The sequence below is a fragment of the Halomonas flagellata genome (genome assembly GCF_022487945.1).
GTDB classification, from domain to species: domain Bacteria; phylum Pseudomonadota; class Gammaproteobacteria; order Pseudomonadales; family Halomonadaceae; genus Halomonas; species Halomonas flagellata.
This window is the reverse complement of record NZ_JAKVPY010000004.1, coordinates 91,662-116,823: the sequence shown is the minus strand read 5'-3', so window position 1 is coordinate 116,823 and position 25,162 is coordinate 91,662. Positions and strand designations below refer to the sequence as shown.

Below are 25,162 nucleotides of genomic sequence, written 5' to 3'. Positions count from 1 at the left end.
CGTCATGCTGATTTCCTATCTCGTTCCGGTCGTCCTGCTGCTCATGCTGATTGCGGCCTCGATCCGTATCCTGCCGGAGTACAAGCGCGGCGTGGTGTTCTTCCTCGGCCGTTTCCAGGCGGTGAAGGGGCCGGGCCTGATCATCGTCATCCCCGGCATCCAGAAGATGGATGTGGTCGACCTGCGCGTGATCACCATGGACGTGCCGGAACAGGACGTGATCTCCCAGGACAACGTCACGGTCAAGGTGAACGCAGTGCTCTACTTCCGGGTGGTGGACCCGGAGAAGGCCATCATCCAGGTCGAGCATTTCGTCAATGCCACCAGCCAGCTGGCCCAGACCACCCTGCGTTCGGTGCTCGGCAAGCACGACCTGGACGAGATGCTCTCGGAACGTGACAAGCTCAACGACGATATCCAGGAGATCATCGACAGCTCCGCCGAGGGCTGGGGCATCAAGGTGGCCAACGTCGAGATCAAGCACGTCGACCTCGACGAGAGCATGATCCGTGCCATTGCCCGCCAGGCCGAGGCCGAACGCGAACGGCGGGCCAAGGTGATCCATGCCGAGGGCGAGTTGCAGGCCTCGAAGAAGCTGGTCGAGGCGGCCAACGTGATGTCAGAGAACTCGGCCGCCCTGCAGCTGCGCTATCTGCAGACCATGAGTGATATGAGCAACAAGAATGCCTCGACCATCGTGGTGCCGCTGCCCATGGACATCATGGAGGCCTTCCGGCAGATGAAGGCCTCCCCCGCGGCCCAGGCGCGCACCGGCAAGACGACACCGGACAGCGGCGACGACGCCTGACCCGGCCAGAGCCCCCGGGTGCACTGCAGCATGATCTCTGGTAGACTCTTGCGCTCTTGTCGGGAGCGAGCGTTAGACTTTCGTCTAACGACGCCTCGTCGATAAAGTGCAAGGGACCGACAACACGTGATGACCCCTCTGACAGGGCTGGCCACGCCGCCCTAGCGCAACCTCCTTCCTTTCCGGCGATGATGCCTTCATCGGCTCGTCATCGCCCGACATCACGCTGATGTCCCGGGGCCCCTGCGCCCTCCCTGTGAATGATCCCTCGCGACATGCCCGCCACGGCCGCGCCTGACCCGGCGAGGCCGAAGGCGTGGCATGCGACGACATACCCTGGCGCCTCACGGCATTCCAATCACCCCTGACTGGACCGCAGCATGTACGAAAAAATGAAACTGAGTTGGTTCTCCAACCTCAAGGGCGACACGCTCGCCGGTATCGTGGTGGCACTGGCGCTTATCCCCGAGGCCATCGCCTTCTCGATCATCGCCGGCGTCGACCCCAAGGTCGGCCTCTACGCCTCCTTCGCCATCTGCGTGATCATCGCCTTCACGGGCGGCCGTTCCGGCATGATCTCGGCGGCCACCGGCGCCATGGCGCTGCTGATGATCACCCTGGTCAAGGAGCATGGCCTCGAGTACCTGCTGGCCGCCACCCTGCTCACCGGGGTGCTGCAGATCATCGCCGGTTACCTGAAGCTCGCCGACCTGATGCGCTTCGTCTCGCGCTCGGTGGTCACCGGCTTCGTCAATGCCCTGGCGATCCTGATCTTCATGGCCCAGCTGCCGGAGCTGACCGGCGTGACCTGGCATGTGTATGCCATGACGCTGGCCGGCCTGGCGATCATCTACGGCTTCCCCTACGTGCCGGTGGTCGGCAAGTCGATTCCCTCACCGCTGGTCTGCATCGTGGTGTTGACCGCGGTCTACATGATCACCGGCATGGAGATCCGCAGCGTGGGTGACATGGGCGAGCTGCCGGACAGCCTGCCGGTCTTCCTGTGGCCCGAGGTGCCGCTGAACCTCGAGACGCTGATGATCATCCTGCCCTACTCGCTGATGCTCACCGTGGTCGGCCTGCTCGAGTCGATGATGACCGCCACCATCATCGACGACCTGACCGACACCAGGAGCGACAAGAACCGCGAGTGCAAGGGCCAGGGCATCGCCAACATCGGCGCCGGCCTGCTGGGCGGCATGGCCGGCTGCGCGATGATCGGCCAGTCGGTGATCAACATCAAGTCGGGCGGCCGCCGCCGCATGTCGACCCTGATCGCCGGTGTCGCCCTGCTGCTGATGGTGGTGTTCCTCGCCGACTGGGTGTCGCAGATCCCCATGGCGGCCCTGGTAGCAGTAATGATCATGGTGGCCATCGGTACCTTCAGCTGGAGCTCCATCCGCGACCTCAAGAAGCATCCCATGAGCACCAACATGGTGATGGTGGTCACCGTGGCGGTCACCGTGGGGACCCATAATCTGGCCATTGGCGTCTTCGTCGGGGTGCTGATCGCCGCCATGAACTTCGCCAACAAGGTGGGCAACATCTTCTATATCGGTAGCGAGGAGACCGACGAAGGCCGCCATCGCATCTACAAGGTGGTGGGCCAGGTGTTCTTCGCCTCCTCGGAGCGCTTCGGCAATGCCTTCGACTTCAAGGAGACCGTGGAGAAGGTCACCATCGACCTGTCGCGGGCCCACTTCTGGGACATCACCGCCGTCCAGGCCCTGGACCGGGTGGTGATCAAGTTCCGCCGCGAGGGCACCGAGGTGGAACTGATCGGCCTCAACGAGGCCAGCGCCACCATCGTCGACCGCTACGCCGTGCACGACGACCCGGAGGCCGTCGAGAAGCTGATGGGCGGTCATTGACCCGCGGCAAGCCTCGGGGCCATCGGTTGGGCGCGCCCCTGTGATGCGCCGGCCCGATAGTGTAGAACTTGTATAATGGCGGGTTGCCTCGAGCGGACCCGCCGCCAACCCACGCCAGCTTGGGAAACGACAAGATGACAGATCAGGTGATGGCCGCCATCGACGGCTCGCAATTCTCCGAAGGGGTGTGCGACTACGCCGCCTGGGCCAGTCTGGCGCTGGAGGCGCCGCTGACCTTCCTGCACGTGGTGGACAACCATCCCCAGACCGCCGAGGCGGACCTCTCCGGCAACATCGGGCTGGGCTCTCGCGAGCATCTGCTCGAGGAACTGGCCACCCTGGACGAGCAGCGCGCCAAGGTGGCCCAGGAGCAGGGCCGGCTGATGCTCAAGGCGGCCCGGGAGCGGGCCATCGAGGATGGTGTGGCGGAGCCCGCCACCCGCCAGCGCAACGGCACTCTCGTGGAGACGCTCGAGGAGCTGGAAAGCGAGATTCGCCTGCTGGTCATGGGCAAGCGCGGCGAGACCGCCCACCAGGCCAGCGAGCATCTGGGCTCCAACCTCGAGCGGGTGGTGCGCACCCTGCACCGGCCGATCCTGATGGTGCCCGAGACCTTCAAGACGCCCGAGCAGGTGATGATCGCCTTCGACGGCAGCAAGACCACCCGCAAGGGCGTGGAGATGCTGGCAAAGAGCCCGCTGTTCAACGGCATTCCCTGCCATGTGGTGATCGTCGGCGCCGAGACCGGCGACAACCGCTCCCAGCTCGACTGGGCGCTGAAGACGCTGCGCGATGCCGGCCATGAGGCCGAGGGTGCGATCCGCGCCGGCGAGGTGGAGGAGGCCCTGCGCACCTACCAGGCCGAGCACGATATCGACCTGCTGGTGATGGGGGCCTACGGTCACTCGCGCATCCGCCACCTGCTGGTGGGCAGTACCACCACCGCCATGCTGCGCCGTGTCAACGTGCCGGTGCTGCTGCTCCGGTGATTCCCGGCAGCGACTGAAGTGCACGATACCGCCGGCCCCGGGGCCGGCGGTATCGCGTCAGGCGTCGGTGGCCTGCGCTGCCGGGCTGGCCAGCACCCCCTGGGCCAGCGTCCAGCCGATGGCCAGAAACGCCAGCATGCCGCCCAGTACCAGAGTGAAGTCGGCGCCCAGGTCCAGCGCCACACCCAGTACCGCCGGGGCGACGCCGGTGGAGAAGACCATGCAGGCGCTCAGGGTGGCGCGTACCGTGCCGAGATGCTCGGCACCCCAGAGCCGCACCAGCAGGCTGGTGGCGATGGATTCCTGGGCGCCCATGGCCAGCCCGCCACCCACCATCAGCGCCCAGACTCCGAGATGGCCGCCGATGACGATGGCCACCACCAGCGCCAGGGCGAACGGCAGCAGGTAGAGACGGGCCAGGCGCACCGGCCCCAGCTTGTCGACCCAGCGCCCACCGATCAGGGCGCCGGGCAGCTTGGCAAGCCCCATGCCGGTCAGTGCCAGGGCGTAAACGCCCAGGGTGCTGCCGAGGTCCTCGGTCATGCGTGCCTGGTAGATGAAGAGCCCGGTCATGGTCACCGGCAGGATCATCAGCAGCGGTAGCAGGCACCAGAAACGCAGTTCCCGGAAGGGGCGCGGGCCATCACGGCGTTGGCCGCGTTTCGGGCGTTGGCGCGGTGCCCTGGGCCAGGGGCCGCGTGCGAGCAGCGGTACCCACAGCCCGGCCAGCACCAGCACGAAGAGCCACCAGAGTTCCCGCCAACCGAGCCATACCAGCAGCGCCGCCATCAGCGGCGGCAGTACTGTCTCGCCGAGCATGATGCCCATGCTTACCAGGCCCAGGGCGCGGCCGCGCATGGCCACGAATTCTCGCCCCGCCAGGGTGTTGCCCAGATGCGTCATCATCCCCTGGCCGCACAGGCGCACCAGGCCCAGGCCGAGCAGCCCCAGCCCCCACCAGGGCGACAGTGTCAGCAGCAGCACCCCGGTCAGCAACGAGCCGAGCACTATCAGGGCGAAGCGCCGCGGCGGTACCCAGTCGATGCTGGGCCCCAGGCGCAGCATGGCGAAACCGGCGACCAGGGTCACCAGGGCGTAGGCGCTGCCGAACTGGCCGGCACTGAAGCCCAGCCGGGCACTGATCGGTGCCTGGAACAGGCCGATGAAGAAGCTCTGGCCCAGGCTCGAAGTGAACATCGCCAGGAAGGCGATGCCGAGCAGGCCGCGATGTTCCCGCAACAGGGTGCGGTAGCCCATGATACCTCCGTAGGCAGTGACCGGGTGGGAGTGGCAAGATGTCGTCAGGCCGGCCGAATCACGGCCCGTCGTGTGATGGAAAGTCACGCATGATAGCAGCTTGCCGGGACGCATCGGAGCGCCTGGTGGCGAGGAGGTGACCTTGAATCATCCTGAACTGGACATGGAGGCCGTTCGCGAACGACTCCTGGCCATGCGTGCCGAGTTGCTCGAGGAGAGCGAGTCGAGCCGTGAGGCGCGCGATACCGTGACACTCGACCAGACCTCGGTGGGGCGGTTGTCACGCATGGATGCCCTGCAGGGGCAGGCCATGGCCAAGGCCGAGGAGGAGCGGCGGCAACTGGCGCTGAGGCGCATCACGACGTCCCTGGCCCGCATCGACCGGGGCGAGTACGGCGAATGCATCGGGTGCGGCGAATGGATCGCCACGAAACGGCTCGGGTGGGACCCGCTGGTACTCAAATGCATCGACTGTGCCGAGTGATGGGGTAGAATCGACTGCTTGTTACGCATCGAAGCAGGTGGCTTCGCTGCGTATCTTTCGTCTTCCAGGAGAAAAACATGACGATCGTTCGGCATGACACCAAGGCGCGCATGAGCCGCGCCGTGATCCACAACGGTATCGCCTACCTGTGCGGCCAGGTGGCCGGCCCCGAGGCGCGCCATGGCGACATCACCGAGCAGACCGCGAGCATGCTGGCGCGCGTCGATGCGCTGCTGGCCGAGATCGGCTCCGACCGCGAGCATCTGCTGACGGCGACGATCTACCTCAAGGATGGCCACGACTTCGCCGCCATGAACGCGGTGTGGGACGACTGGGTGCCCACCGGCCACGCCCCGGCACGTACCTGTGTCTGTGCCCCCATGCCCGCCGACGAGCTGAAGGTCGAGATCACCGTCACGGCCCTGGTCATCGGCGAATACAGCTACTGATCCAAGCCTGGAGGCATCCTCGAGTCCCGATCCGGGAATGCCCGAGTGTAGCGGGCTGCGGCTGCAATTGGGCGTGCTGGAGCGCTTCTCGTCGTCGCTGGTGGCCCAGTCAGTACCTGCGTTACCGCCGACATGAGCTCAGCCTGTCGAGACAGGGCTGCATTGCCGCGACGGGGAGGCCTGGATGGCGCTGCCCCATGTCGGGCGCAGTGGCCTGGATCGGCTGCCGATCTCGGCAAAGAGCATGGAGCTTGCCGTTTTCGTGTTGCCGCGGGCGATGTTTCGTAACTGCTTATAATTTTCAAGTTATTGATTTCTTTAATGGATTAGTTTGTATAAGGATATAGCAAATCGGTCTACACGCCTTGAGTGTAAGGGCTCAGGCATCTCTACTACAAAGATGCAAGGATAACGATATGTGTGACTTGAGTGCAGGCTTCAGCCGTATCGACAGGTGACTCGGTTCCGCTTGAGCCAGGCAATACGCATTTACGCCAGGTGAGAGGAGGACGACATACTGCCAGTTCTTCAGGGCGGCTCGCCGATTCGGTTGGCAGTGGGGGCTGGAATCCTTCTGGTCCGCACTACACAGCAAGTCTGCATGCCGTGCTGAGTGATGCTAACCTATGTAAGGGATTTATTGAATCACTCATCCTGAACGCCGGGCCAAAGGCATGGCGATCAGGTTAATGGCAAGGAGAACGACGATGACTATTGCAGGAAAAGGTGCCGTACTCGTCACAGCGCTGCTGCTGGGTGGAATGGGCGGCCTTGTGGCCACTGCTGTCGCGCAAGATGATGGGGCTGTCACCCTCGAGCCTATCAGCGTTATCGCCGAGGCCGAAGACATGAGAATAATCCCACTCCGGATCGAAGAAGGTCAGTCGGATCACGAGCGTGTCTTGGGTGTCGTTCGCTATGTCTTCGAGATCGAGGAGCCGACGCGGATGCAGGTGCGTACGCATCTCTGGACGGCAACGAGTCCCAATAAAGTAAAGCTGCGTGGAACTCTGTACGATGAAAACAATGAGCTCGTCGCCGAAGGGGAACCTGTCGGCGGACGCTTTACGTTCGATGAAAGGCTGCAGCCCGGCCACTATGCGCTGGAGGTGGAAGGGGAGTTTCTCGATGGATCGCAAGGAGGAGGCCAGCGCTACTATCTGACGACTCCGACGACTCCTGCGAATTGACGCCAGGATATGGCGGTATGGGAAATCTCGCTAGACAATGAGTGATTTAGCCAGGCATAGCCTGGCATTTTTTTGGTGCGCCTGACTGGCGCTGTTAAGCTTTGTCTGGCCATCGCTCGCCGATTTTTCAGACAAAGCGTAAGGTGCTCGGCTCCCCCGGTCGATCGACCAGCACCTGCTCGGCGGGGCCCCGTCCCGACCCTGCCAGATCACTGGCAGGCCCCCCTCCACGCCGAATGCCACTGCTCCCATCAAGGCGAGAGAGTGCAACCGGCCGACAGCCTACTAGCAGAAGCGGCGAGTTGCCCCTCACGACACCGCACCGCCATCTGACTCATTGGACAAGCCATGACAACGCTTCCGGGCGCCTGCGGCGCCATGGTCAAGGCGGCGAACCGCTGACACAACCGTGGCCCTTCACATGGTGCGGCAAAGTGTGGATATGGAGAATCGGACTACAGGCCTTGATATGCCGTGTAAGTAATCGGGCGTCTCTTCTACAAAGATGCAAGAAGCAACGATACATCACTCATCCTGATCGCCGGGTCAAAGGCATGACGATCGGGTTAATGGAAGGAGAACGACGATGACTATTTCAGGAAAAGGTGCCGCCTTGGTCACAGTACTGCTGCTGGGTGGAATGGGAGACGTAGTGGCCAATGAGAATGCTAAAGGGGCTGTCACCCTCGATCCCATCAGCGTCGTGGCCGAGCGCGACGGGGTGCTCCAACTCCCAGAAGGTCCATCGGAGCATCAGCGTATCATGGATATCGATCGCTATGTCTTCGATATCGAGGAGCCGACGCGGATGGAGGTGCGCTCGCATCTCTGGGCGGCAACGAGTCCCAATAACGTGGTTCTGCGCGGAACCCTGTACGATGAAAATGATAATGTCGTCGCCGAAGGGCGTTCTATGGGCGGACGGTTTGCGTTCGATAGAACGCTGGAGCCAGGCTACTATGCGTTGGACGTGAAAGGGCAGTTTCTCAGTGGAACGCAAGGAGGATCCCAGCGCTACTATCTGACGACTCGCATGGATGCTATCTGACAGTTCGCCTGGAGTGACGCCAGGATATAGGGAGATGAGGCGAGGAAGCCTTGGTAGACATTGAGTGATTTAGCCAGGCATAGCCTGGCTTTTTCTTGGTGTGCGCCAGGCATGGCGCGCAGCGCCTGACTGGCGCTGTTCCCGAGGGTGGTGCCTCGGAATGGCACACCATGACGTAAATCCAACAGGCATACGGGGGGGGCGCGCGTCTTACCCTGGGAGGTCTGGTGGTCTGCCACGGGGCTGCCGGCGTCGAGAGGCGACGAGATGGGCTGATCTTGCCCAGCACTGACGGAGCCCCCCGTTGACAAACACCATGCAGGCGCCGAGGGTGGCACGCATCCTGCCAGGTGCTCGGCGCCCCGGCCGATCGACACAGCCACCCGCCTGGCAGGGCGCCGTCCCACCCTGCCAGCTCAATGGCAGGCTCGCCTCCACGCCGCATGCCACTGCTCCCATCAGGGCGAGAGAGTGCCACCGGCCCGACAGCCTGCTGTTCCAGCAGAAGCTGCGAGTTGACCCTTCACGACACCGCGCCGCCCCATCTGACTCATTGGACAAGCCATGACCCTTCACCTGGGGGGCGGCAAAGTGTGCATATGGATAAGGACATGGTGAATCGGTCTATAGGCCCTAGTGTGCCGTGTAAGTAATCGAGCATCTCTTCTACAAAAATGCAAGAAGCAACGATATATCACTCAGCCTGATCGCCGGGTCAAAGGCATGGCAATCGGGTTAATGGAAGGAGAGCGACGATGACTATTTCAGGAAAAGGTGCCGCACTGGTCATGGCACTGCTGCTGGGCGGAATGGGAAACGTTATGGCCAATGAGAATGCTAATGGGGCTGTCACCCTCGATCCCATCAGCGTCGTGGCCGAGCGCGACGGGGTGCTTCCACTCCCAGAGGGCCCATCGCAGCATCAGCGTATCATGGGTATCGATCGCTATGTCTTCGATATCGAGGAGCCGACGCGGATGCAGGTGCGTACGCATCTCTGGTTGGCAACGAGTCCCAATAAAGTCATTCTGCGTGGAACCCTGTACGATGAAAACGACAACATCATCGCCAGGGGCAGCCGTCTGGGCGGACGTTTCACGCTCGATCAAGCGCTGAATCCCGGCTTCTATATGCTGGAGGTGAGTGGGAAATTTCTCAGTGGAACGCAAAGAGGGTCCCAGCGCTACTATTTGACGACGCGCATGGATGCTCTCTGACGGCACGCATGGAGTGTCGCCAGGATATAGGGAGATGAGGCGAGGATATCGTGGTAGACATTGAGTGATCTAGCCAGGCATAGCCTGGCATTTTTTTGTGCCATTGTTTGTTCTTAGCAGAGTCGTGCGATGGTGGTGCCACCCAATCCATGGCAATGCATTTCGTATGTCTGAGGCGCCAATGTCAAGGCATCGAACTGCTGGTACCACCGGGCTCCTTCCATTGCATGACCCGTCAATGATCAAGTGCAGCACCTGAGCTATCAGGTATCGCCTCGGGTGTCTGGCGGCGCCAATCGTCGCGGTGTCGAGCCACCGGCAGGGTCGGCTGGCAAAGACACCTTATCGGTTCAGCCCCCCCCTGTGGCCAGTCGCCTGGTAGCCCCCGGCAGATCCAGTGGTGGCAGAGTGACATCATGGCCTGCCCGTCGGCGAGGGTATATATGTAATATTCCGAAATATACTGCCAAATGTTCGACTAAAGTCGCATGCAGGAATCGAGTCATCTATCTAAAATGACGCACGTTCTTAATATCTGACATTTCCTGCGGCCCGTGGCTCGGGCCGTGACATCCACGTCGATCACCGGAGCGAGATCTCCATGCATGCTCTTACCCTGCTGTCCTTCCTGTTCTTCACGGGACTGGTCGCCTTCATCACCTGGCGCCTGACCCGCCGCGACGACCACGAGAGTACCCGCGGCTATTTCCTCGCCGGCCGGACCCTGACCTTCCCGCTGATCGCCGGCTCGCTGCTGATGACCAACCTCTCCACCGAGCAGATGGTGGGGCTCAACGGGGCCGCCTTCAGCGACGGCCTGAGCGTGATGGCCTGGGAGGTGGTGGCGGTGATCGCTCTGGTGGCCCTGGCACTCTTCTTCCTGCCCCGCTTCCTGAAGAGCGGCATCGCGACCCTTCCGCAGCTGCTGGCGATCCGTTTCGATGCCGGTACCCAGTTGATCACCAACGTGATCTTCCTGATCGCCTATGCGGTGATCCTGCTGCCGATCATCCTCTATTCCGGCGCCATGGGGCTGCAGGGCATGCTCGACCTCCAGGGGCTCACCGGCATCCAATCGCCCACCGTGTTGCTGTGGCTGACGGTGTGGATCGTCGGCATCATCGGCGCCATCTACGCGCTCTTCGGCGGTCTGCGCACCGTTGCGGTCTCCGATACCCTGAACGGCGTCGGCCTGCTGATTGGCGGCTTCGTGATCGTTTACTTCGGCCTGCAGGCGGTGAGTAGCGACGGCGGCGTGCTGGAGGGGTGGAACATCCTCAAGGCGAGCGACCCGGACAAGCTCAACTCCATCGGCGGGGCCGACCAGCAGGTGCCCTTCTTCACCCTCTTCACCGGCGTCTTCCTGATCAACCTCTTCTACTGGACCACGAACCAACAGATCATCCAGCGTACCTTCGCTGCCAGGACCCTGGCCGAGGGGCAGAAGGGCGTGCTGCTGACCGGCTTCTTCAAGCTGCTGGGGCCGCTCTACCTGGTGTTGCCGGGGATCATCGCCTACCACCTCTACGCCGACCAGGGCGTGCGGGCCGATGAGGCCTATGGCCACCTGGTGTTCGATGTGCTGCCGCCCTATCTCACCGGCTTCTTCGCCGCGGTGATGGTCGGTGCCATCCTGTCGTCGTTCAACTCGGCGCTCAACAGCACCACCACCATCTTCAGCCTCGGCATCTATAAGGGGGTGTTGAAGAAGGACGCCACCGACGAGCAGGTGGTGAAGTCGGGCAAGGTGTTCGGCTGGATCATGACCGTCGTCACCATGACCATCGCGCCGCTGCTGGCCGGCCAGGAGAGTCTCTTCGGCTACCTGCAGAAGATGAACGCCATCTACTTCATCCCCATCCTGGCGGTGGTGATCGTCGGCCTGCTGACCCGCCGCGTGCCGCCCATGGCGGCCAAGGTCGCGCTGGTGGGCGGCTGCCTGTTGATCGCCGCCGGATATTTTGTACCGCCGTTCGACAAGCTGCCACTGGTCATGCATGAGTTTCACTTCGTGGCGGCGGTCTTCGTGCTGCTGGTGGCGCTGATGCTGCTCATCGGCCGGCTGCGTCCGCTCGCCACGCCCTGGGTTCACGAGGACAGTGGAGAGGTCGACCTGGCGCCCTGGAAGGGGGCACTGCCCGCCGGTGTCGTCCTGGTGGTGCTGGTGGCCATTATCTACGCTGCCTTCGCCGGCTGACGCCTTCGCCGCCACTGCCGCCCCCTCCCGTGCAGGGGGGGGGGGGGGGCGGCCGGGGTCAGTGCCGGTCGTGGGCCGGGTAGCGCGTCTCCTGCAGGCTGTCCTTGATCTTCTTCAGGTGGGAGAGGAAGTCCTCGCCGCGGCGCAGGGTGACGCCGGTGGCCAGGACGTCGACCAGTGCCAGCTGGATCATGCGCGAGGTCATCGGCATATAATAGTCGGTATCCTCGGGGGTGGTGACCTCCAGGGTCTCGGTGCACTCCCGCGCCAGCGGCGAGCCCGGCGCGGTGATGCCGAGCACCACGGCGCCACTCTCGCGGGCCAGGCGGGCGATGTCGACCAGCTCCCGGGTGCGGCCCGTCCAGGAGATCACCACCACCACGTCGCCGGTATGGCAGGCGGCGGCCACCATGCGCTGCATCAGGACATCCACGTAGGAGGTGACCGGCAGGTTGAAGCGGAAGAACTTGTGCTGGGCGTCCTGGGCCACCGCCCCCGAAGCACCGAGCCCGAAGAAGTGGATCTGCTTGGCCTGGATCAGGTAGTCGACCACCCGTTCGATGCGGACCGGGTCGGCCTGGCGGCGGGCCTCGTCCAGCGCGGCGATGGTCGCCCCGAAGATCTTCTGGGTGTAGTCGGCGGCACCGTCGCCGGGTTCCACCGCCCGGCTCACGTAGGGCGTGCCGCCGGCCAGGCTCTGGGCTAACTTGATCTTGAAGTCCGGGTAGCCCTTGGCATCGAAGCTGCGACAGAAACGGTTGACCGTGGGCTCGCTTACCGAGGCGGCCTGTGCCAGGGTGGCGATACTCATGCTGGTGGCGGAGCCGGGGTCGGCGAGGATGACGTCGGCGACCTTGCGCTCGGAGCGGTTGAGTTCCTCGAGCCGTAGGCGAATGCGATCAAGCAGGTCGTGACTGGCCATGATGGGGGAGGGTCTCCATGACGCGGGGCGCCGCTGGCGCGACAGGATTGAAGCCGGAGTGGATGATGTAGTCATTTAACTACATTATGCTGACTATCCTAGCGTGGTGGGCCGCGTTGGGCCAACGGGGCGCACGTCGAAGCGATTTATTTTGTAAGTTTACAGAAAAAATTTGCCTTTTTGCCCTGTGGTGCGCTATTTTTTTGTTAAGTTAACCAGATGGGGGCTGACATGAGTCATCACACCCAGTCCGGCCAGGCGGCCAGGACGGACATCGACCTGGCGCTGTTCGGCGCGCTCGGCGACCTGTCGCAGCGCAAGCTGTTTCCGGCGCTCTACCAGCTCGACCGCGAAGGGCTGCTCGACGAGCGCACCCGCCTGCTCGGCCTGGCGCGCCAGGAGCTCGATGTCGATGGCTTCAAGGCCCGGGTGGAGGAGTCATTGAGGACTCGCGTCAAGGCCGAGGAGCTCGATCGCGCGTCGCTGAAACGCTTCCTGGCGAGGCTCGACTTCATCCAGCTCGACTTCACCCAGCCCGAAAGCTATGCCGCCATCCGCGAGTGGCGCCAGGACGCCGGCCGCCCCATGGTGGTCTACCTCTCGGTGGCGGCGAAGATCTACGGCGACATCTGCCGCCATCTCGAGGCCAGTGGCAGCCTCGACGAGGCGAGTCGGGTGGTGGTGGAGAAGCCCATCGGCCACGACCTCGAGTCGTCGGCCGAGATCAACGACGCCATCGGCGCCGTCTTCCCCGAGTCGCGCATCTACCGCATCGATCACTACCTGGGCAAGGAGACGGTCCAGAACCTGATCGCCCTGCGCTTCGCCAACCCGCTGTTCGGCACCCAGTGGAACCAGAACCACATCTCCCACGTGGAGATCACCGTGGCCGAGCAGGTGGGCATCGAGGGGCGCTGGGGCTACTTCGACGACGCCGGCCAGCTGCGCGACATGGTGCAGAACCACCTGCTGCAGCTGGTCTGCCTGATCGCCATGGACCCGCCGGCCAACCTCGATGCCGACGCCATCCGCGACGAGAAGGTCAAGGTGCTCAAGGCGCTCAAGCCGTTCACCGATGACATGCTCGGTCGCGACGTGGTGCGCGGCCAGTACGTGGCCGGCACCATCGACGGCCAGGCCGTGCCCGGCTACCTCGAAGAGGAGGGCGCCAACACCGAGAGCCACACCGAGTCCTTCGTGGCCATGAAGACCGGCGTGGCCAACTGGCGCTGGGCCGGCGTGCCCTTCTACCTGCGCACCGGCAAGCGCATGCCCGAGAAGCTGTCGCAGATCGTCATCCACTTCCGCCAGCAGCCCCACTACATCTTCGACCCCGACCAGCGCGGCCTGGCGGCCAACAAGTTGGTGATCCGTCTGCAGCCGGAGGAGGGTATCGCGCTCGAGGTGCTGACCAAGGACAGCGGCCTGGACAAGGGCATGCGCCTGCGCCGCGGCCCCCTGCACCTGGACTTCAACAGCGCCTTCCCCAAGACGCGGATCCCCGATGCCTACGAGCGCCTGCTGCTCGAGGTCATGAAGGGGCAGCAGTACCTCTTCGTGCGTCGTGACGAGGTCGAGCACGCCTGGCGCTGGTGCGATAGCCTGATTGCCGCCTGGGAGGACCGTAACGAGCTGCCGCGCCGCTACCCGGCCGGCTCCTGGGGGCCGGTGGCCTCCATCGCCATGATCACCCAGGATGGCCGCAGCTGGTATGAAGACTACTAAGGAACAGCGACCGGCCCCGGGGACCGGTGGCGACTCTCTCAAGACCGCCATGATCACCCAGGATGGCCGCAGCTGGTACGAGGATTACTGAGATGAGTGACGCTTCCCGCGAACGACTCGCCGCCCAACTCGCCGAGGCGGTGGCCGAGGCCCTGCGCCAGGACCTGGCGACACAGGAGCGAGCCCTGCTGGTGGTCTCCGGCGGTTCCACGCCGGTACCCTTCTTCCGCGCGCTGGCGGCCTGCGAGCTGCCCTGGTCGCGCATCGACGTGACCCTGGCCGACGAGCGCTGGGTACCCGAGACGGCTGCCGACAGCAATGCCCGCCTGGTACGCGAGCACCTGCTGCAGGGGCCGGCGGCCGAGGCGCATTTCGCTCCGCTGACCACTTCGGCTCCGACACCGGAGCAGGGCGAGGCCGAGGTGGCCGAGCGCATCGAGCGGCTGGCCTGGCCGGCCAGCGTGGTGATCCTGGGCATGGGCGGCGATGGCCATACCGCCTCGCTGTTTCCCGACAGCCAGGAACTCGCCCTGGCGCTGGCCACCGACGCCGCGGCGGTGGCGGTGCGCACGCCCAGCCAGCCACAGCCGCGCATCACCCTGAGTGCCGACCGCCTGCACCAGGCGCGGCGCCACGTGCTGCACATCAGCGGCGGCGACAAGCGCGCCGTGCTGGCCCGGGCCCTGGCCGGCGACGACAGCCGCGAGCTGCCGATCCGCGCCTTCCTTTCCTGCCCGCTGGCGACCTACTGGGCCCCCTGAATTCCGGAGTGACATCATGAGCATCGACAAGCAGCTGCCCTCGACCCGCACCACCGAACTGGACAGCATCTGCCTCAAGGCCGAGGTGATCCCGGTCATCGCCATCCAGCGCGTCGAGGACGCCGTGCCCCTGGCCCGTGCCCTCTACGACGGCGGCCTGACCGTGCTGGAGATCACCCTGCGCACCGACTGTGCCCTGGAGGCGATCAAGCGCATCAACGAGGCGCTGCCCCAGGCCAGCATCGGCGTGGGCACCGTGCTGACCCCGGCCCAGTACCGCCAGGCCGAGGAGGTGGGCGCCGACTTCATCGTCACCCCCGGCACCACCGAGGCGCTCTACCGCTACGGGGTCACCAGCCCGGTGCCGATGCTGCCCGGCGTGGCCACCGTCTCAGAGTTGATGACCGGCTGGCAGTACGGCTACCGCCGCTTCAAGTTCTTCCCCGCCGAGGCCAGCGGCGGCGTCAAGGCGCTCAAGGCCTTCGCCGGCCCGCTGCCCGATGCGCGCTTCTGTCCCACCGGTGGCATCAACCTGGACAACGCCGAGGACTACCTGGCGCTCAAGAGCGTGATGTGCGTGGGGGGGTCCTGGTTGACCCCGAAGTCGCTGGTCGAGGCCGAGGACTGGAGCGGTATCCGCCAACTCGCCCGCGAGGCGGCCACCCGCTTCCACCACTGAGGCGCCTGGTCCATCCCGAGTTTTCATGTGCTCTCTCGACAGCCGGTCGCTGTCCTTTCCCCCCCGGTCCTCTGGCCGGGTTTTTTTTGCCTGCGGACAGGGCCGACGGGGTCCGCTTCCAGTGTTGCAAGGGCATGGGTATTCGGCTTGTCTGAAAAGTCGACGAGCGATTACCAGCGCGAGATCGACGGCGAGGCCAAGTCGAGCTGATCGGCGAGTTCAACCGGGTATACACCGAGAATCTTTACCAGCTCCGCCTGACCGCTGCGCCGGGGGTCATGATCGTCAACGATTGACTCCTCGAGCTCACGGCGGGCAAGCAAAAACCCCGCGACCCAGGGGGAGCGGGGAAGGATCGAATCAGTAAGCCACCGCCCTTCCCTGGGCGATGTCATGGCGCTCAGAAGGCGTAGAAGAAGCGAACGCGGCCGCCGTGCAGCTCGTCATTACCGCCGGCGCTATTGGTGTATGAGGAGGTGGCCGCGAACGTCACGTTGGCATTCTCCAGGGCGAAGAACGGCACCGTATAGGCAGCATAGAGGCTGTTGACATGCGGATCGGAGTCGCTGGAGTCGTCCTCGCGGGAGTGGATATAACCGACGCCGAAGGGGCCATAGATGACGTTGGCGCCCAGGGTGAGGACATCGTCGACATCGTTGTCCAGGTTGTCGTCCTTGTAGGCAGCGTTGAGGTTGACCCGGGCCTCGGCCACGTCGAGGGCGAGGTTCAGGCCAGCGCCGTTATGGTCGACAGCTTCCCCGATAACCCCCGTTTCTTCGTCTTCTGCGTCGAACTTGACGTGCTCGAGGCCGGCGGTGACGGAGAAGCCGGAGCCGGCATAGAACACGGCCGGACGCACTCCGGTGAAGGCCTTGGTTTTGTCGCCTTCCGCGAAGATGGTGCCCAGCTCGAAGGAGAGTGCGTCAGTGGGGTGGAAATGCGCGGCGAACTGGCCGCCCTCATCGGCGCGGCCGCGGGCGCCGTTGGCCTCGAAGACCTGGACATCTCCCGCATGCTCGAGGATGGTGTCCTTGCCCTTGGGGAAGAGGTCGAAGCCCTCGAAGCGGCCGATCTGCACATCCCACCGCTCACTGCCCACCATGCCCCACATGTCGTCGGTGGCGGTATCACCATCCTCCAGCAGCAGGGCGGTGCCACGGCCCCGCACGAAGTGGTCGCCCACGCGATGCTCGCCGAAGAGGTTGAACTCCAGGCGGCCGCCCATGTCGTAATTGGTTGTGCGCTGCTTGCCGCCCAGCACATCGGTATCGATCTCGACATTGGCGTCGAAGGACAGGGAGGTGTCGTTGGTCTGGGCCAGCGCCGGACCGGCCAGGGCGAGGGCGGCCGCCACGGGAACCAGCGTGAGGGTGTGTCGGGTTGCGTTGCTCTTGAAAGTAAAAGTCATCTTCGTTCTTCTCTCTTGATCCAGGTGGTTTTTGTTGGGGCCAGGGCCCCGTTGCCACGAGGAGGAACCTCACTGTTGCCTGCCCCGTTCTTGGGAGACGCCGTTCCCTGTGCTTCGCAGTGCCGGGGCAATGCGAAGCGGCGACTCCGGAAAGTTGTGAGTCTGCTATCTAGTAAACTTTACAAACAATCATGCATGGCAGGCTGCCAGGGCAGGCTGCGAAGGAAGTAAAGTGGAAACTCGGTGATACTTAGCAGGTTCATGATTTTACGCTAACTTTGTAAAGTTATTCTGATTTTTCAGTTCGATGCCGTTGCCAAAAGTAATCGTTTACGACGAGTCTTGCAAATCCTCCGACGTAAATTTACGGCATATTCCCAACCCGTCAGTGGCATCTCTCCCAGGGCCGAACTCACCTCTCGACCGTGCATGGGCTGAAGCGAGACGCCTTGAATAGCCTAACGGCGGGCTCTGACCTGCACCTCCATCTTTGTATCTGATATTTCCGCTCGTCTCAATCGGGGGTCTTTGTCTACGACTAATGTCTAGTGTAATGAGTGAAGAGGTCGGGAGAACCGGGCGGCTCGCAGAGGCACTGGCCCTATGAAGGAACGCCCGCCTTCCTCGGAGTGAGCGTTTTCGGAGCCTGGAGAGAAGGTTACGCGAGTCGCAGAGGCGGCTCGGCCAGGCCCGTGACGCCCACCTCGGCCACGAACAGTCCGCCGGCCAGGGGCTGCCCGGCCAGCTCGATGGCGGTGAGGTGCTCCCGGGCGGTGGTGATGTAGAGCCGTTCGAGGTCGGCGCCGGCGAAGGCGGGGCAGGAGGGCTGAGTGACCGGTAGGTGGACCTCGGCGACGATGCGCCCTTCGTGGTCCAGGCGCACGACCCGGCCGGCGCCCCACAGGGCCAGCCAGAGGTGGCCCTCGCTATCCACCACGGCGCCGTCGGGATTGCCGGCGTGGGCCGAGAAGTCGGCCCAGGGCGCTGGGTCGCCCACTGGCCAGCCCTGGTAATCGAGGGCCCAGCGCATCACTACCCCGGTCGGGGTGTCGGTGAACCAGGCGAACTCACCGCCGGGGGAGAAGCAGAGGGCGTTGGGGATGGTCAGGCCGCTGCGCAGCTTGACCAGCTCGCCGCGATGCAGGCGGTAGAGGCTGCCGGCACTGGGCTCGGCGGCCTTGCCCATGGTGGAGAGCCACAGGCTGCCGTGGCGGTCGACGCGGGCGTCGTTGCTGCGGGTGACGGCGTTATCGGCCTCGAAGTCGCAGCAGCGCTCGATATGCTCGGTCGTCGGGTCGAGACGACTCAATCGGTCCTCGCCCACCAGCAGCAGGCCGCCGTCCTCGAGTGGGGCGGCCAGCGAGACCCTATGGTCGAGCTCATGGTGCCCGGTGGCGCCGGAGGCCACCTCCAGCCAGTGCAGCCGGGCATTGATGATATCGCACCAGTAGAGGCGGCCCATGGCGGCGTGCCACTGGGGCCCTTCGCCCAGTTCGCAGCGGCTGTCCACGGCCAGGCTGGCCGTCCAGGAGGGCAGGCTCATGCCTCGCCTCCCGCGGCCCGCCAGGCCGCAACGAGTTCCCGGGCCTGTTCGCCTACCCGCTCGGGGGACTGGCCGGGCTGGTAGAGGGCGCCGCCCAGGCCGGCGCCATCGACACCGGCGGCGCGCCAGGCGGCGAAGTTGTCCACGCCGATGCCGCCCACGGCATAGAGCAGGGTCCCCGCGGGCAGCACGGCGCGCACCGCCTTCATTCCCTCGAGCCCCACCTGCACCGCGGGGAACAGCTTGAGGCCGGTGGCGCCGGCGTCCAGGGCATCGAAGGCCTCCGACGGCGTGACCACCCCGGGCCAGCTTGCCATCGCCAGGCGGCGGGTCTCCTCGATCACCGCCGGGCGGCAGTTGGGCGAGACGATCAGTTGACCGCCGGCGGCCTGGACGTCGCGCACCTGGGCCGGGGTCAGCACGGTGCCGGCCCCCACCAGGGCGCGGTCGCCCAGGGCCTTGGTCAGGCGGCGAATGCTCTCCAGGGGGGCAGGAGAGTTGAGCGGCACCTCGAGGGTGGTGATGCCGGCGGCGAGTACCGCTTCGCCCACCGCCACCGCCTCCTCGGGGGTGACACCGCGCAGGATACCGATCAGGGGCAGGGTCATGCAGGAATCTCCTTGGTAAGCATCAGCCGGACAGGGCGGCATGGGCCAGCCCCAGGCCGGCCAGCACCGCCGCCCCGGCGTCGAGGCGCTGGCTGGCCATCTCGAGGGCGTCCAGGGCCAGAGCGTAGCGGGCGCACAGCGACTCGGCGCCGATCAGGGTCACGACGCTGTCGCGCGGCAATTCGCGACAGACTTCGGACAGTTCCAGGCCGATCACCAGCCCCGAGAGGCGCGCGGCCAGCCGAGCGCGACGTGCTTCCCCCGCCGGCAACCGAGCATCGAGCAGGTCCTGGGCGCGGATACCGAACAGCCGGGCGCTGAAGGCCTGGGGGGCGGCCACGGCGTCGCGCACGGCGTCGACGAAGGCCTCGCGGCTTGCGGGATGGGTCGGGTCGTCATCGCCAAGCGAGTGCGCCAGTACCGAGTGACTGGCCAGCAGCTGATAGAGCTCGCCGGTGAGAAAGGTCTCGAAGCGGCACAGTTCGCCGCCTTCCAGACGCGCCCACTTGGCGTGGGTGCCGGGCAGACAGACCGCCCCGGAGAAGCCGGGCTCGCGGGCCGCCAGGCCGGCCAGCTGGGTTTCCTCGCCGCGCATCACATCGAAGGTCCGTCCGGAGTCGTCGGGGTGCTGGCAGAGCCCCGGCAGCAGCGAGATCTCCAGGCGAGGATCACTGACGGGAGGCGTGACCGCACCACGGGCCAGGCCGTCCAGCCGGGTCGGCACCGGCAGGTAGGCGGCCTCCCGCCAGCCCTGGCGGGCGCCGGCCATGCCGCACACCCGCACCGGCACGCGCCCCGTGGCGGGCAGCCAATTGCCGATCACCCGCAGTAGCTCGGCCTCGTACTCGGCAGGGGCCAGGGAGAGCATGCCGCGCTCGCTGCCGGCGTGGGCCAGCACCTGCCCATCGTCCGCCATGGCCCAGGCGCGCAGGTTGCTGGAGCCCCAGTCCACGGCGACCCAGGCCAGGCGCTCGGCGATGGTTGCGTTCATGTCTGCCTCCCTTACCATTCGGCGATGGAACCGTCTTCATGCGTCCATACCGGATTTCGCCAGCGATGGCCCACCTTGGCGCGCTCCTCGACGAAGGCCTCGTCGATCTCCACGCCCAGTCCCGGGCCCTGGGGGATGGCGCAGAAGCCGTCCTCGATGGCCAGCGCCGACTTGTCCACCAGGTAGTCGAGCACGTCGTTGTCGCGGTTGTAGTGGATGCCCATGCTCTGCTCCTGGATGAAGGCGTTGTGGGAGACTGCATCCAGGTGCAATGAGGAGGCCAGCGTCAGCGGGCCGAGCGGGCAGTGGGGGGCCAGCGCCACGTCATGGGCCGAGGCCAGGGCGGCGATCTTCAGCCCCTCGCTGATGCCGCCGCAGTGGGAGAGGTCGGGCTGGACGATGTCGATCATGCCGTCGGCCAGCAGGTCGCGGAATTCGAAGCGGGTGTGCAGCCGCTCGCCGGTGGCCAGCGGATAGCCGAGTCCGCCGGCGATCTGCTTGAGGCAGGGCAAATGCTCGGGGGCCACCGGCTCCTCGACGAACATCGGGTGGAAGGGCTCCAGCTCGCGCAGCAGCGCCTTGGCCATGGGGCGGTGCACCCGGCCGTGGAAGTCGATGCCGATGCCCACGTCGGGGCCCACGGCGTCGCGGGCCTCGGCCACCCGGGCCACCGCCTCGTCGATCTTGCGGTGCGAGTCGACGATCGCAAGCTCGGCGGTGCCGTTCATCTTGAAGGCGGTGAAGCCCTGCTCGACCAGGGCCCTGGCGCCGGCGCCCACCTCGCTGGGGCGGTCGCCGCCGGTCCAGGCGTACATGCGCATCCTGTCGCGCACCGGACCGCCCAGCAACTGGTGCACCGGCACCCCCAGGTCGCGGCCCTTGAGGTCCCACAGCGCCTGGTCGATGCCGGCGATGGCGCTCATCAGGATGGGGCCGCCGCGGTAGAAGCCGGCGCGGTACAGGGTGTTCCACAGGTGCTCGATGCGGTGCGGGTCCTGGCCGACCAGGTAGTCGGCCAGTTCATGGACGGCGGCCTCCACGGTGGCGGCGCGGCCCTCGATGACCGGCTCGCCCCAGCCGTAGCAGCCCTCGTCGGTCTCGATCTTGAGGAACAGCCAGCGCGGCGGCACCTGCCAGGTCTTGAGTCGGGTGATCTTCATGGGGATTCCTCGGGGGTCAGTGTGTGGATTCGGCCGGCGCGTCGACGATGCCCAGGTCGATGGCGGTGCGCCGCAGCACCTCGCGGGCGGCGCGCTCGGCGGCGGCCGGGTCGCGGCGGCGGATCGCCTCCAGCACCCGGCCGTGGCGCGCCAGGCTGTCGTCCAGGCTCTCGTGTTCCTGATGGACATGGGCCTGGGAACTCTGGATCAGGGCGATGATCGAGGGGCGCAGCAGGTGGCCCATCTGGCGCCACACCAGGTTGTGGCTGGCCAGGTAGATGGCGTCGTGGAAGGCCACGTCGTACTCGGCATGCAGGCCGCGCGCCTCGGGCTCGCTGGCGGTGCGGGTCATGCCCTGGAAGGCGGCCTCCAGGCGCTCGAGGTCCGCGGCCTCGGCGGCCTCGGTGGCGAGCCTGGCCACCACCGGTTCCGCCGAGTAGCGGAAGGCGAAGATCTCGCGTACCAGCTGGGGGTGGGGGTCGGCGAGCCCCACCATCCATTCGCTCATCAGTGGATCGAGCAGATGCCAGTCGGCGACGGTCCGGACCACTGTGCCGCGGCCGGCGGTGCGCTCGATCAGGCCGGTGGCGGTGAGGCTGGCCAGGGCGTTGCGCACCTGGTTGCGGCTCACCGCGAAGTGTGTGCAGAGATCCAGCTCGCGAGGGAAGGCGTCGCCGGGCTGCCAGCGGCCGGCGAGCAGGGCACGAGCCAGCAGCCGGGCCAGCTCCTCGGCGCCGCCGCGGTGCTGGGGCAGGCCATCCAGGGTCATGGGGAAGCGCTCCTTACGATGACAATGAGGATAGCCTATTAAATGTCAGACATTTTGGCAAGCCACGCTTCATAAGGGACAGGGCTGTCGCAGTTGCCTACAGTGAGGGGCGCCGGGGACAAGCCGAAAAGGGAGTCCTGCCAGGGATGGCCTCGGCAGCGCCCAGGGAGGGTTCACAGCGCCTCCTCGCGGGCTTGTCGCCGGATCAACCCCGAGCGATGGAAGCTATCTGCGATAGCCTTGTCGTGAGGGCTCGCCGCGGGGTGGATCGACCGCGAAGTGTCGGAGCAGGATGTGAAGCATGCTAGAGTATCTGAAACGATTAAGTTCAGATCGAGGATGAAACCGAGACGCCATGATAGCCACGTCCCGACGCGCCGATAGGCGACCGACCGTCCCCTGCTCGCCCCCCGAACGCCCCGGCCTGCACTTCACCCCGCCCCAGGGCTGGATGAACGACCCCAACGGCCTCGTCCACTTCGACGGCGAGTACCACCTCTTCTACCAGTACTACCCTGATGATCTCGTCTGGGGCCCCATGCACTGGGGCCATGCGGTGAGCCGCGACCTGGTGAGTTGGGAGCACTTGCCCCCGGCGCTGGTGCCGGACGAGCAGGGCATGTGCTTCTCGGGCAGCGCTATCGTCGACCGGCACGATACCAGCGGCCTGTTCGACGGCGAGCCGGGCCTGCTGGCCTTCTATACCGTGCATCGCGAGGCGGATGGCGACCCCGCGGACTATGTCCAGGAGCAGTGCCTGGCCTACAGTCGCGACCGCGGGCGCAGCTGGCACAAGTACTCGGCCAACCCGATCATCGCCGGCCCCGGCTTCAAGGACTTCCGCGACCCCAAGGTGGTCTGGCACGCGCCGTCTCGGCGCTGGGTGATGGCGCTCGCCTGCGGCCAGACGGTCCGCTTCTATCTCTCCGATAACCTGCTCGACTGGCGCCTGGCCAGCGAGTTCGGCGACGGGCAGGGGCGCCATACCGACGGTCCCTGGGAGTGTCCGGACCTATTTGAACTTCCTGTCGAGCGCTCATCCGAAGGCGCGGCGGACGGTGAGCCGGCGACGCGCTGGGTGCTGGTGGTGGGCGTGGGCGCCGGTGAGCAGGACGCCTTCGGCTCCTTCACCCAGTACTTCGTCGGTCACTTCGACGGCGAGCGCTTCCACAACGACCATCCGGCCGAGACCGTGCTGCTGATGGACGAGGGGCGCGACTTCTACGCCGTGCAGAGCTGGTCGGACGTGCCCGCCGAGGACGGCCGGCGCCTGGCCATCGCCTGGATGAACAACTGGCTCTACGCCAACCGGATCCCCGAGGCGGGCTGGCGGGGCGCCATGAGCTTCCCCCGGGAACTGTCGCTCGCAGCGACCCCCGAGGGCGTGCGGCTGCGCCAGGCCTTCGCCGGCGAGTGGCGGGCGCGGGCCGCAGAAGCGGTTAAGGTCGACACGCCGGAACGGCCGCTGGCTGTCGGTCGCCATGTGCTGCTCGAAGGCGGGGCCCGGAGCGCCCATGGGCGGATGGTGCTGGAGCTCACCGCCGGGGCGAGCGTATCGCTGGATCTTCAGCAGGGTGGGCACCAGGCGCTGGAGCTGGTCGCCGACGAGGCCGGGGTCGCGGTGCGTCATCGGCGCCGGGGCCAGAACGGGGATGACGAATTCGATACCCATTTCCCCCACGACCAGGCGGTCGGTCGCCTGGCCGGCCGGCGCGTCGAACTGGAGTGGCTGGTGGACGACGGTTCCCTGGAGCTGCTGCTCGACGGCGGCCGGGTATCGCTGACCCAGCTCAGCTTCGCCCAGCCGGCGGGGCGCCCGCTGGCCCTGGCGGTCGCGGCCGGCGAGTGCCGGGTCAGGACGCTGGAATATCGTCCTCTGAAAGCCGTCCCTAGACCAAAGTCGTAATGACAAGGTTGTCATCCATCCACTAGAGTTGCGACAACGTTGTCGTTTGGCGCACCATCAGAGCGCCGAGAGGGTATCGATGTGGTCTCGATCAAGGACGTGGCTCGCCTGGCGGGAACCTCCTTCAAGACGGTATCGCGGGTGATCAATGACGACCCCGCCGTTCGTGAGGAGACCCGCGGCAAGGTGCTGAAGGCCATCGGGGAGCTGGGCTATCGCCCCAACAGTGCGGCGCGCACCATGCGCAGCCAGCGCTCGGGGGTGATCGGCTTCATCTCCGACCGGGTCACCACCCAGCCGCACGCCGGTGACATCCTGCGCGGTGCCCAGCAGGTGGCCGATGCCCACGACAAGGTCCTGATGGTCGTCAACATCGATCGTGATGCCGGCTTCTGCCATCGCCAGCGGGCCCTGGACATGCTGCTGGAGCGCCGGGTGGAAGGGCTGCTCTACGCCTGCGACTACCACCGGGAAGTCGAACTGCCCAGGGAAATGGGCATGGTGCCCTCGGTGCTGGCCAACGGTTTCGCGCCGGAGGGCGAGGTGCCTACCTTCCTCCCCGACGAGCAGCGGGCGGCGCGGGAGATCACCCGCCTGCTGCTGGACCAGGGGCATCGACGCATCGCCTACCTGGGGCTCAACCCCAGGCTGGCGGCGGCTTCTCTGCGTCTCGCCGGATACCGGCAGGTCCTGGAGGAGGCCGGTATCGGGGTAGACGAGGCGCTCATTCAACCCGCTCTGGTGGGAGTCCCGGACGGTGATGAACGCTCCACGGTGGAGGGGGCGATCGATGCTCTGCTGGCGAGTTCGCCGCGGCCCACGGCGATCCTGTGTGGCCAGGACAGCACGGCGATGCAGCTCTACCTGGCCCTGGCCTGCAGGGGACTGTGCGTGGGTCGCGACCTGGCCGTGGCCAGCTTCGATGACCAGCGGCCGATCTCCACCTTCCTGACGCCGGGATTGACCACCATGCGATTGCCCCACCTGGAGATGGGCCAGCAGGCCATGCACTGCCTGCTGGCCGGGCCACAGGAGCCGGGCATCGTGCGGTTGCCTTTCGTACGGGTCGAACGGCAGTCGCACCGGGTCGCCGGGATGCCGAGCCATCCCCCGCTCTCCGAGTCGGCCGTCACCGACGGCCTCTGACAACAACAAGCGATCTCAACCAGGAGTCACTACC

Annotated in this window: 22 protein-coding genes; 14 read left to right on the top strand and 8 right to left on the bottom strand. The window is 65.6% G+C overall.

All coding sequences use genetic code 11. The features are described 5' to 3' along the window. The first annotated feature begins 4 nt into the window (after positions 1-4). The 3 genes from MKP05_RS04475 (at position 5) to MKP05_RS04465 (ending at position 3,668) form a co-directional block, all read left to right on the top strand. Positions 5-808: a slipin family protein gene (locus MKP05_RS04475; protein ID WP_110282247.1), complete on the top strand. Its 804-nt coding sequence runs from the start codon at positions 5-7 to the stop codon at positions 806-808. A 380-nt stretch (positions 809-1,188) separates the two neighbouring features. Beyond that, positions 1,189-2,679 (top strand): SulP family inorganic anion transporter, encoded by a 1,491-nt coding sequence (locus tag MKP05_RS04470; protein WP_240567218.1) that lies wholly within the window; start codon positions 1,189-1,191, stop codon positions 2,677-2,679. Between the two features lie 134 nt (positions 2,680-2,813). Then, positions 2,814-3,668 carry a universal stress protein gene (locus MKP05_RS04465; RefSeq protein ID WP_240567217.1) on the top strand — a complete coding sequence of 285 codons (855 nt, stop codon included), beginning with the start codon at positions 2,814-2,816 and terminating at the stop codon, positions 3,666-3,668. Between the two features lie 57 nt (positions 3,669-3,725). On the opposite strand, the gene MKP05_RS04460 is transcribed toward MKP05_RS04465, so the two are convergent. Next, positions 3,726-4,925, bottom strand: coding sequence for an MFS transporter (locus tag MKP05_RS04460; protein ID WP_240567216.1), 1,200 nt, complete (start codon positions 4,923-4,925; stop codon positions 3,726-3,728). A 142-nt stretch (positions 4,926-5,067) separates the two neighbouring features. Here MKP05_RS04460 and MKP05_RS04455 point away from each other — a divergent pair, with 142 nt between their 5' ends. The 6 genes from MKP05_RS04455 to MKP05_RS04430 all read left to right on the top strand — a co-directional run bounded on the left by MKP05_RS04455 (position 5,068) and on the right by MKP05_RS04430 (position 11,510). Then, complete coding sequence (locus tag MKP05_RS04455; RefSeq protein WP_240567215.1) at positions 5,068-5,409, top strand: TraR/DksA family transcriptional regulator; 342 nt, start codon at positions 5,068-5,070, stop codon at positions 5,407-5,409. 77 nt (positions 5,410-5,486) lie between these two features. After that, the gene (locus tag MKP05_RS04450; protein WP_240567214.1) at positions 5,487-5,858 is read left to right on the top strand and encodes a RidA family protein; all 372 of its coding nucleotides are present in this window, start codon (positions 5,487-5,489) and stop codon (positions 5,856-5,858) included. Between the two features lie 707 nt (positions 5,859-6,565). Beyond that, positions 6,566-7,048 (top strand): hypothetical protein, encoded by a 483-nt coding sequence (locus tag MKP05_RS04445; RefSeq protein ID WP_240567213.1) that lies wholly within the window; start codon positions 6,566-6,568, stop codon positions 7,046-7,048. Positions 7,049-7,634: 586 nt separating this feature from the next. Beyond that, positions 7,635-8,096: a hypothetical protein gene (locus MKP05_RS04440; protein ID WP_240567212.1), complete on the top strand. Its 462-nt coding sequence runs from the start codon at positions 7,635-7,637 to the stop codon at positions 8,094-8,096. A gap of 755 nt (positions 8,097-8,851) precedes the next feature. Beyond that, complete coding sequence (locus MKP05_RS04435; protein WP_240567211.1) at positions 8,852-9,313, top strand: hypothetical protein; 462 nt, start codon at positions 8,852-8,854, stop codon at positions 9,311-9,313. Positions 9,314-9,914: 601 nt separating this feature from the next. Then, positions 9,915-11,510 carry a solute:sodium symporter family transporter gene (locus MKP05_RS04430; RefSeq protein ID WP_240567210.1) on the top strand — a complete coding sequence of 532 codons (1,596 nt, stop codon included), beginning with the start codon at positions 9,915-9,917 and terminating at the stop codon, positions 11,508-11,510. Positions 11,511-11,568: 58 nt separating this feature from the next. On the opposite strand, the gene MKP05_RS04425 is transcribed toward MKP05_RS04430, so the two are convergent. Continuing rightward, positions 11,569-12,432: a MurR/RpiR family transcriptional regulator gene (locus MKP05_RS04425; protein WP_110282237.1), complete on the bottom strand. Its 864-nt coding sequence runs from the start codon at positions 12,430-12,432 to the stop codon at positions 11,569-11,571. A 231-nt stretch (positions 12,433-12,663) separates the two neighbouring features. Between MKP05_RS04425 and zwf the strand changes: the two genes are divergently transcribed. From zwf to MKP05_RS04410, 3 genes are all read left to right on the top strand, one after another. After that, positions 12,664-14,157: a glucose-6-phosphate dehydrogenase gene (gene zwf / locus MKP05_RS04420; RefSeq protein WP_240567209.1), complete on the top strand. Its 1,494-nt coding sequence runs from the start codon at positions 12,664-12,666 to the stop codon at positions 14,155-14,157. 92 nt (positions 14,158-14,249) lie between these two features. Beyond that, complete coding sequence (gene pgl / locus MKP05_RS04415; protein WP_240567208.1) at positions 14,250-14,918, top strand: 6-phosphogluconolactonase; 669 nt, start codon at positions 14,250-14,252, stop codon at positions 14,916-14,918. Positions 14,919-14,934: 16 nt separating this feature from the next. Beyond that, positions 14,935-15,597 carry a bifunctional 4-hydroxy-2-oxoglutarate aldolase/2-dehydro-3-deoxy-phosphogluconate aldolase gene (locus tag MKP05_RS04410; protein WP_110282234.1) on the top strand — a complete coding sequence of 221 codons (663 nt, stop codon included), beginning with the start codon at positions 14,935-14,937 and terminating at the stop codon, positions 15,595-15,597. 400 nt (positions 15,598-15,997) lie between these two features. Here the strand turns inward: MKP05_RS04410 and MKP05_RS04405 are convergent, their stop codons facing one another. From MKP05_RS04405 to MKP05_RS04380, 6 genes are all read right to left on the bottom strand, one after another. Then, positions 15,998-17,005, bottom strand: coding sequence for a carbohydrate porin (locus MKP05_RS04405; RefSeq protein WP_240567207.1), 1,008 nt, complete (start codon positions 17,003-17,005; stop codon positions 15,998-16,000). Between the two features lie 658 nt (positions 17,006-17,663). Then, positions 17,664-18,548: an SMP-30/gluconolactonase/LRE family protein gene (locus MKP05_RS04400; RefSeq protein ID WP_240567206.1), complete on the bottom strand. Its 885-nt coding sequence runs from the start codon at positions 18,546-18,548 to the stop codon at positions 17,664-17,666. Beyond that, complete coding sequence (locus MKP05_RS04395) at positions 18,545-19,156, bottom strand: 2-dehydro-3-deoxy-6-phosphogalactonate aldolase (protein ID WP_110282231.1); 612 nt, start codon at positions 19,154-19,156, stop codon at positions 18,545-18,547. The genes MKP05_RS04400 and MKP05_RS04395 overlap by 4 nt, the downstream gene beginning before the upstream one ends. Positions 19,157-19,178: 22 nt before the next feature. Next, positions 19,179-20,147: a 2-dehydro-3-deoxygalactonokinase gene (locus tag MKP05_RS04390; RefSeq protein WP_240567205.1), complete on the bottom strand. Its 969-nt coding sequence runs from the start codon at positions 20,145-20,147 to the stop codon at positions 19,179-19,181. A gap of 11 nt (positions 20,148-20,158) precedes the next feature. Continuing rightward, complete coding sequence (gene dgoD, locus MKP05_RS04385) at positions 20,159-21,307, bottom strand: galactonate dehydratase (RefSeq protein ID WP_240567204.1); 1,149 nt, start codon at positions 21,305-21,307, stop codon at positions 20,159-20,161. A gap of 16 nt (positions 21,308-21,323) precedes the next feature. Further along, positions 21,324-22,076 (bottom strand): FadR/GntR family transcriptional regulator, encoded by a 753-nt coding sequence (locus MKP05_RS04380; RefSeq protein ID WP_240567203.1) that lies wholly within the window; start codon positions 22,074-22,076, stop codon positions 21,324-21,326. 355 nt (positions 22,077-22,431) lie between these two features. Here MKP05_RS04380 and MKP05_RS04375 point away from each other — a divergent pair, with 355 nt between their 5' ends. Together MKP05_RS04375 and MKP05_RS04370 are read left to right on the top strand one after the other, a co-directional pair. Further along, positions 22,432-23,982 carry a glycoside hydrolase family 32 protein gene (locus MKP05_RS04375; protein ID WP_240567202.1) on the top strand — a complete coding sequence of 517 codons (1,551 nt, stop codon included), beginning with the start codon at positions 22,432-22,434 and terminating at the stop codon, positions 23,980-23,982. A gap of 81 nt (positions 23,983-24,063) precedes the next feature. Continuing rightward, positions 24,064-25,128, top strand: coding sequence for a LacI family DNA-binding transcriptional regulator (locus MKP05_RS04370; RefSeq protein ID WP_240567201.1), 1,065 nt, complete (start codon positions 24,064-24,066; stop codon positions 25,126-25,128). The last annotated feature ends 34 nt before the right edge of the window (positions 25,129-25,162 follow it).

Coding starts and splice junctions, on each gene's coding strand:
- MKP05_RS04405 (WP_240567207.1), bottom strand. CDS start 17,005: ATGACTTTTACTTTCAAGAGCAACGCAACCCGACACACCCTCACGCTG.
- MKP05_RS04470 (WP_240567218.1), top strand. CDS start 1,189: ATGTACGAAAAAATGAAACTGAGTTGGTTCTCCAACCTCAAGGGCGAC.
- MKP05_RS04390 (WP_240567205.1), bottom strand. CDS start 20,147: ATGAACGCAACCATCGCCGAGCGCCTGGCCTGGGTCGCCGTGGACTGG.
- MKP05_RS04400 (WP_240567206.1), bottom strand. CDS start 18,548: ATGAGCCTGCCCTCCTGGACGGCCAGCCTGGCCGTGGACAGCCGCTGC.
- MKP05_RS04375 (WP_240567202.1), top strand. CDS start 22,432: ATGATAGCCACGTCCCGACGCGCCGATAGGCGACCGACCGTCCCCTGC.
- MKP05_RS04395 (WP_110282231.1), bottom strand. CDS start 19,156: ATGACCCTGCCCCTGATCGGTATCCTGCGCGGTGTCACCCCCGAGGAG.
- MKP05_RS04445 (WP_240567213.1), top strand. CDS start 6,566: ATGACTATTGCAGGAAAAGGTGCCGTACTCGTCACAGCGCTGCTGCTG.
- zwf (WP_240567209.1), top strand. CDS start 12,664: ATGAGTCATCACACCCAGTCCGGCCAGGCGGCCAGGACGGACATCGAC.
- MKP05_RS04435 (WP_240567211.1), top strand. CDS start 8,852: ATGACTATTTCAGGAAAAGGTGCCGCACTGGTCATGGCACTGCTGCTG.
- MKP05_RS04465 (WP_240567217.1), top strand. CDS start 2,814: ATGACAGATCAGGTGATGGCCGCCATCGACGGCTCGCAATTCTCCGAA.
- MKP05_RS04475 (WP_110282247.1), top strand. CDS start 5: ATGCTGATTTCCTATCTCGTTCCGGTCGTCCTGCTGCTCATGCTGATT.
- MKP05_RS04440 (WP_240567212.1), top strand. CDS start 7,635: ATGACTATTTCAGGAAAAGGTGCCGCCTTGGTCACAGTACTGCTGCTG.
- pgl (WP_240567208.1), top strand. CDS start 14,250: ATGAGTGACGCTTCCCGCGAACGACTCGCCGCCCAACTCGCCGAGGCG.
- MKP05_RS04380 (WP_240567203.1), bottom strand. CDS start 22,076: ATGACCCTGGATGGCCTGCCCCAGCACCGCGGCGGCGCCGAGGAGCTG.
- MKP05_RS04410 (WP_110282234.1), top strand. CDS start 14,935: ATGAGCATCGACAAGCAGCTGCCCTCGACCCGCACCACCGAACTGGAC.
- MKP05_RS04425 (WP_110282237.1), bottom strand. CDS start 12,432: ATGGCCAGTCACGACCTGCTTGATCGCATTCGCCTACGGCTCGAGGAA.
- MKP05_RS04430 (WP_240567210.1), top strand. CDS start 9,915: ATGCATGCTCTTACCCTGCTGTCCTTCCTGTTCTTCACGGGACTGGTC.
- MKP05_RS04460 (WP_240567216.1), bottom strand. CDS start 4,925: ATGGGCTACCGCACCCTGTTGCGGGAACATCGCGGCCTGCTCGGCATC.
- dgoD (WP_240567204.1), bottom strand. CDS start 21,307: ATGAAGATCACCCGACTCAAGACCTGGCAGGTGCCGCCGCGCTGGCTG.
- MKP05_RS04450 (WP_240567214.1), top strand. CDS start 5,487: ATGACGATCGTTCGGCATGACACCAAGGCGCGCATGAGCCGCGCCGTG.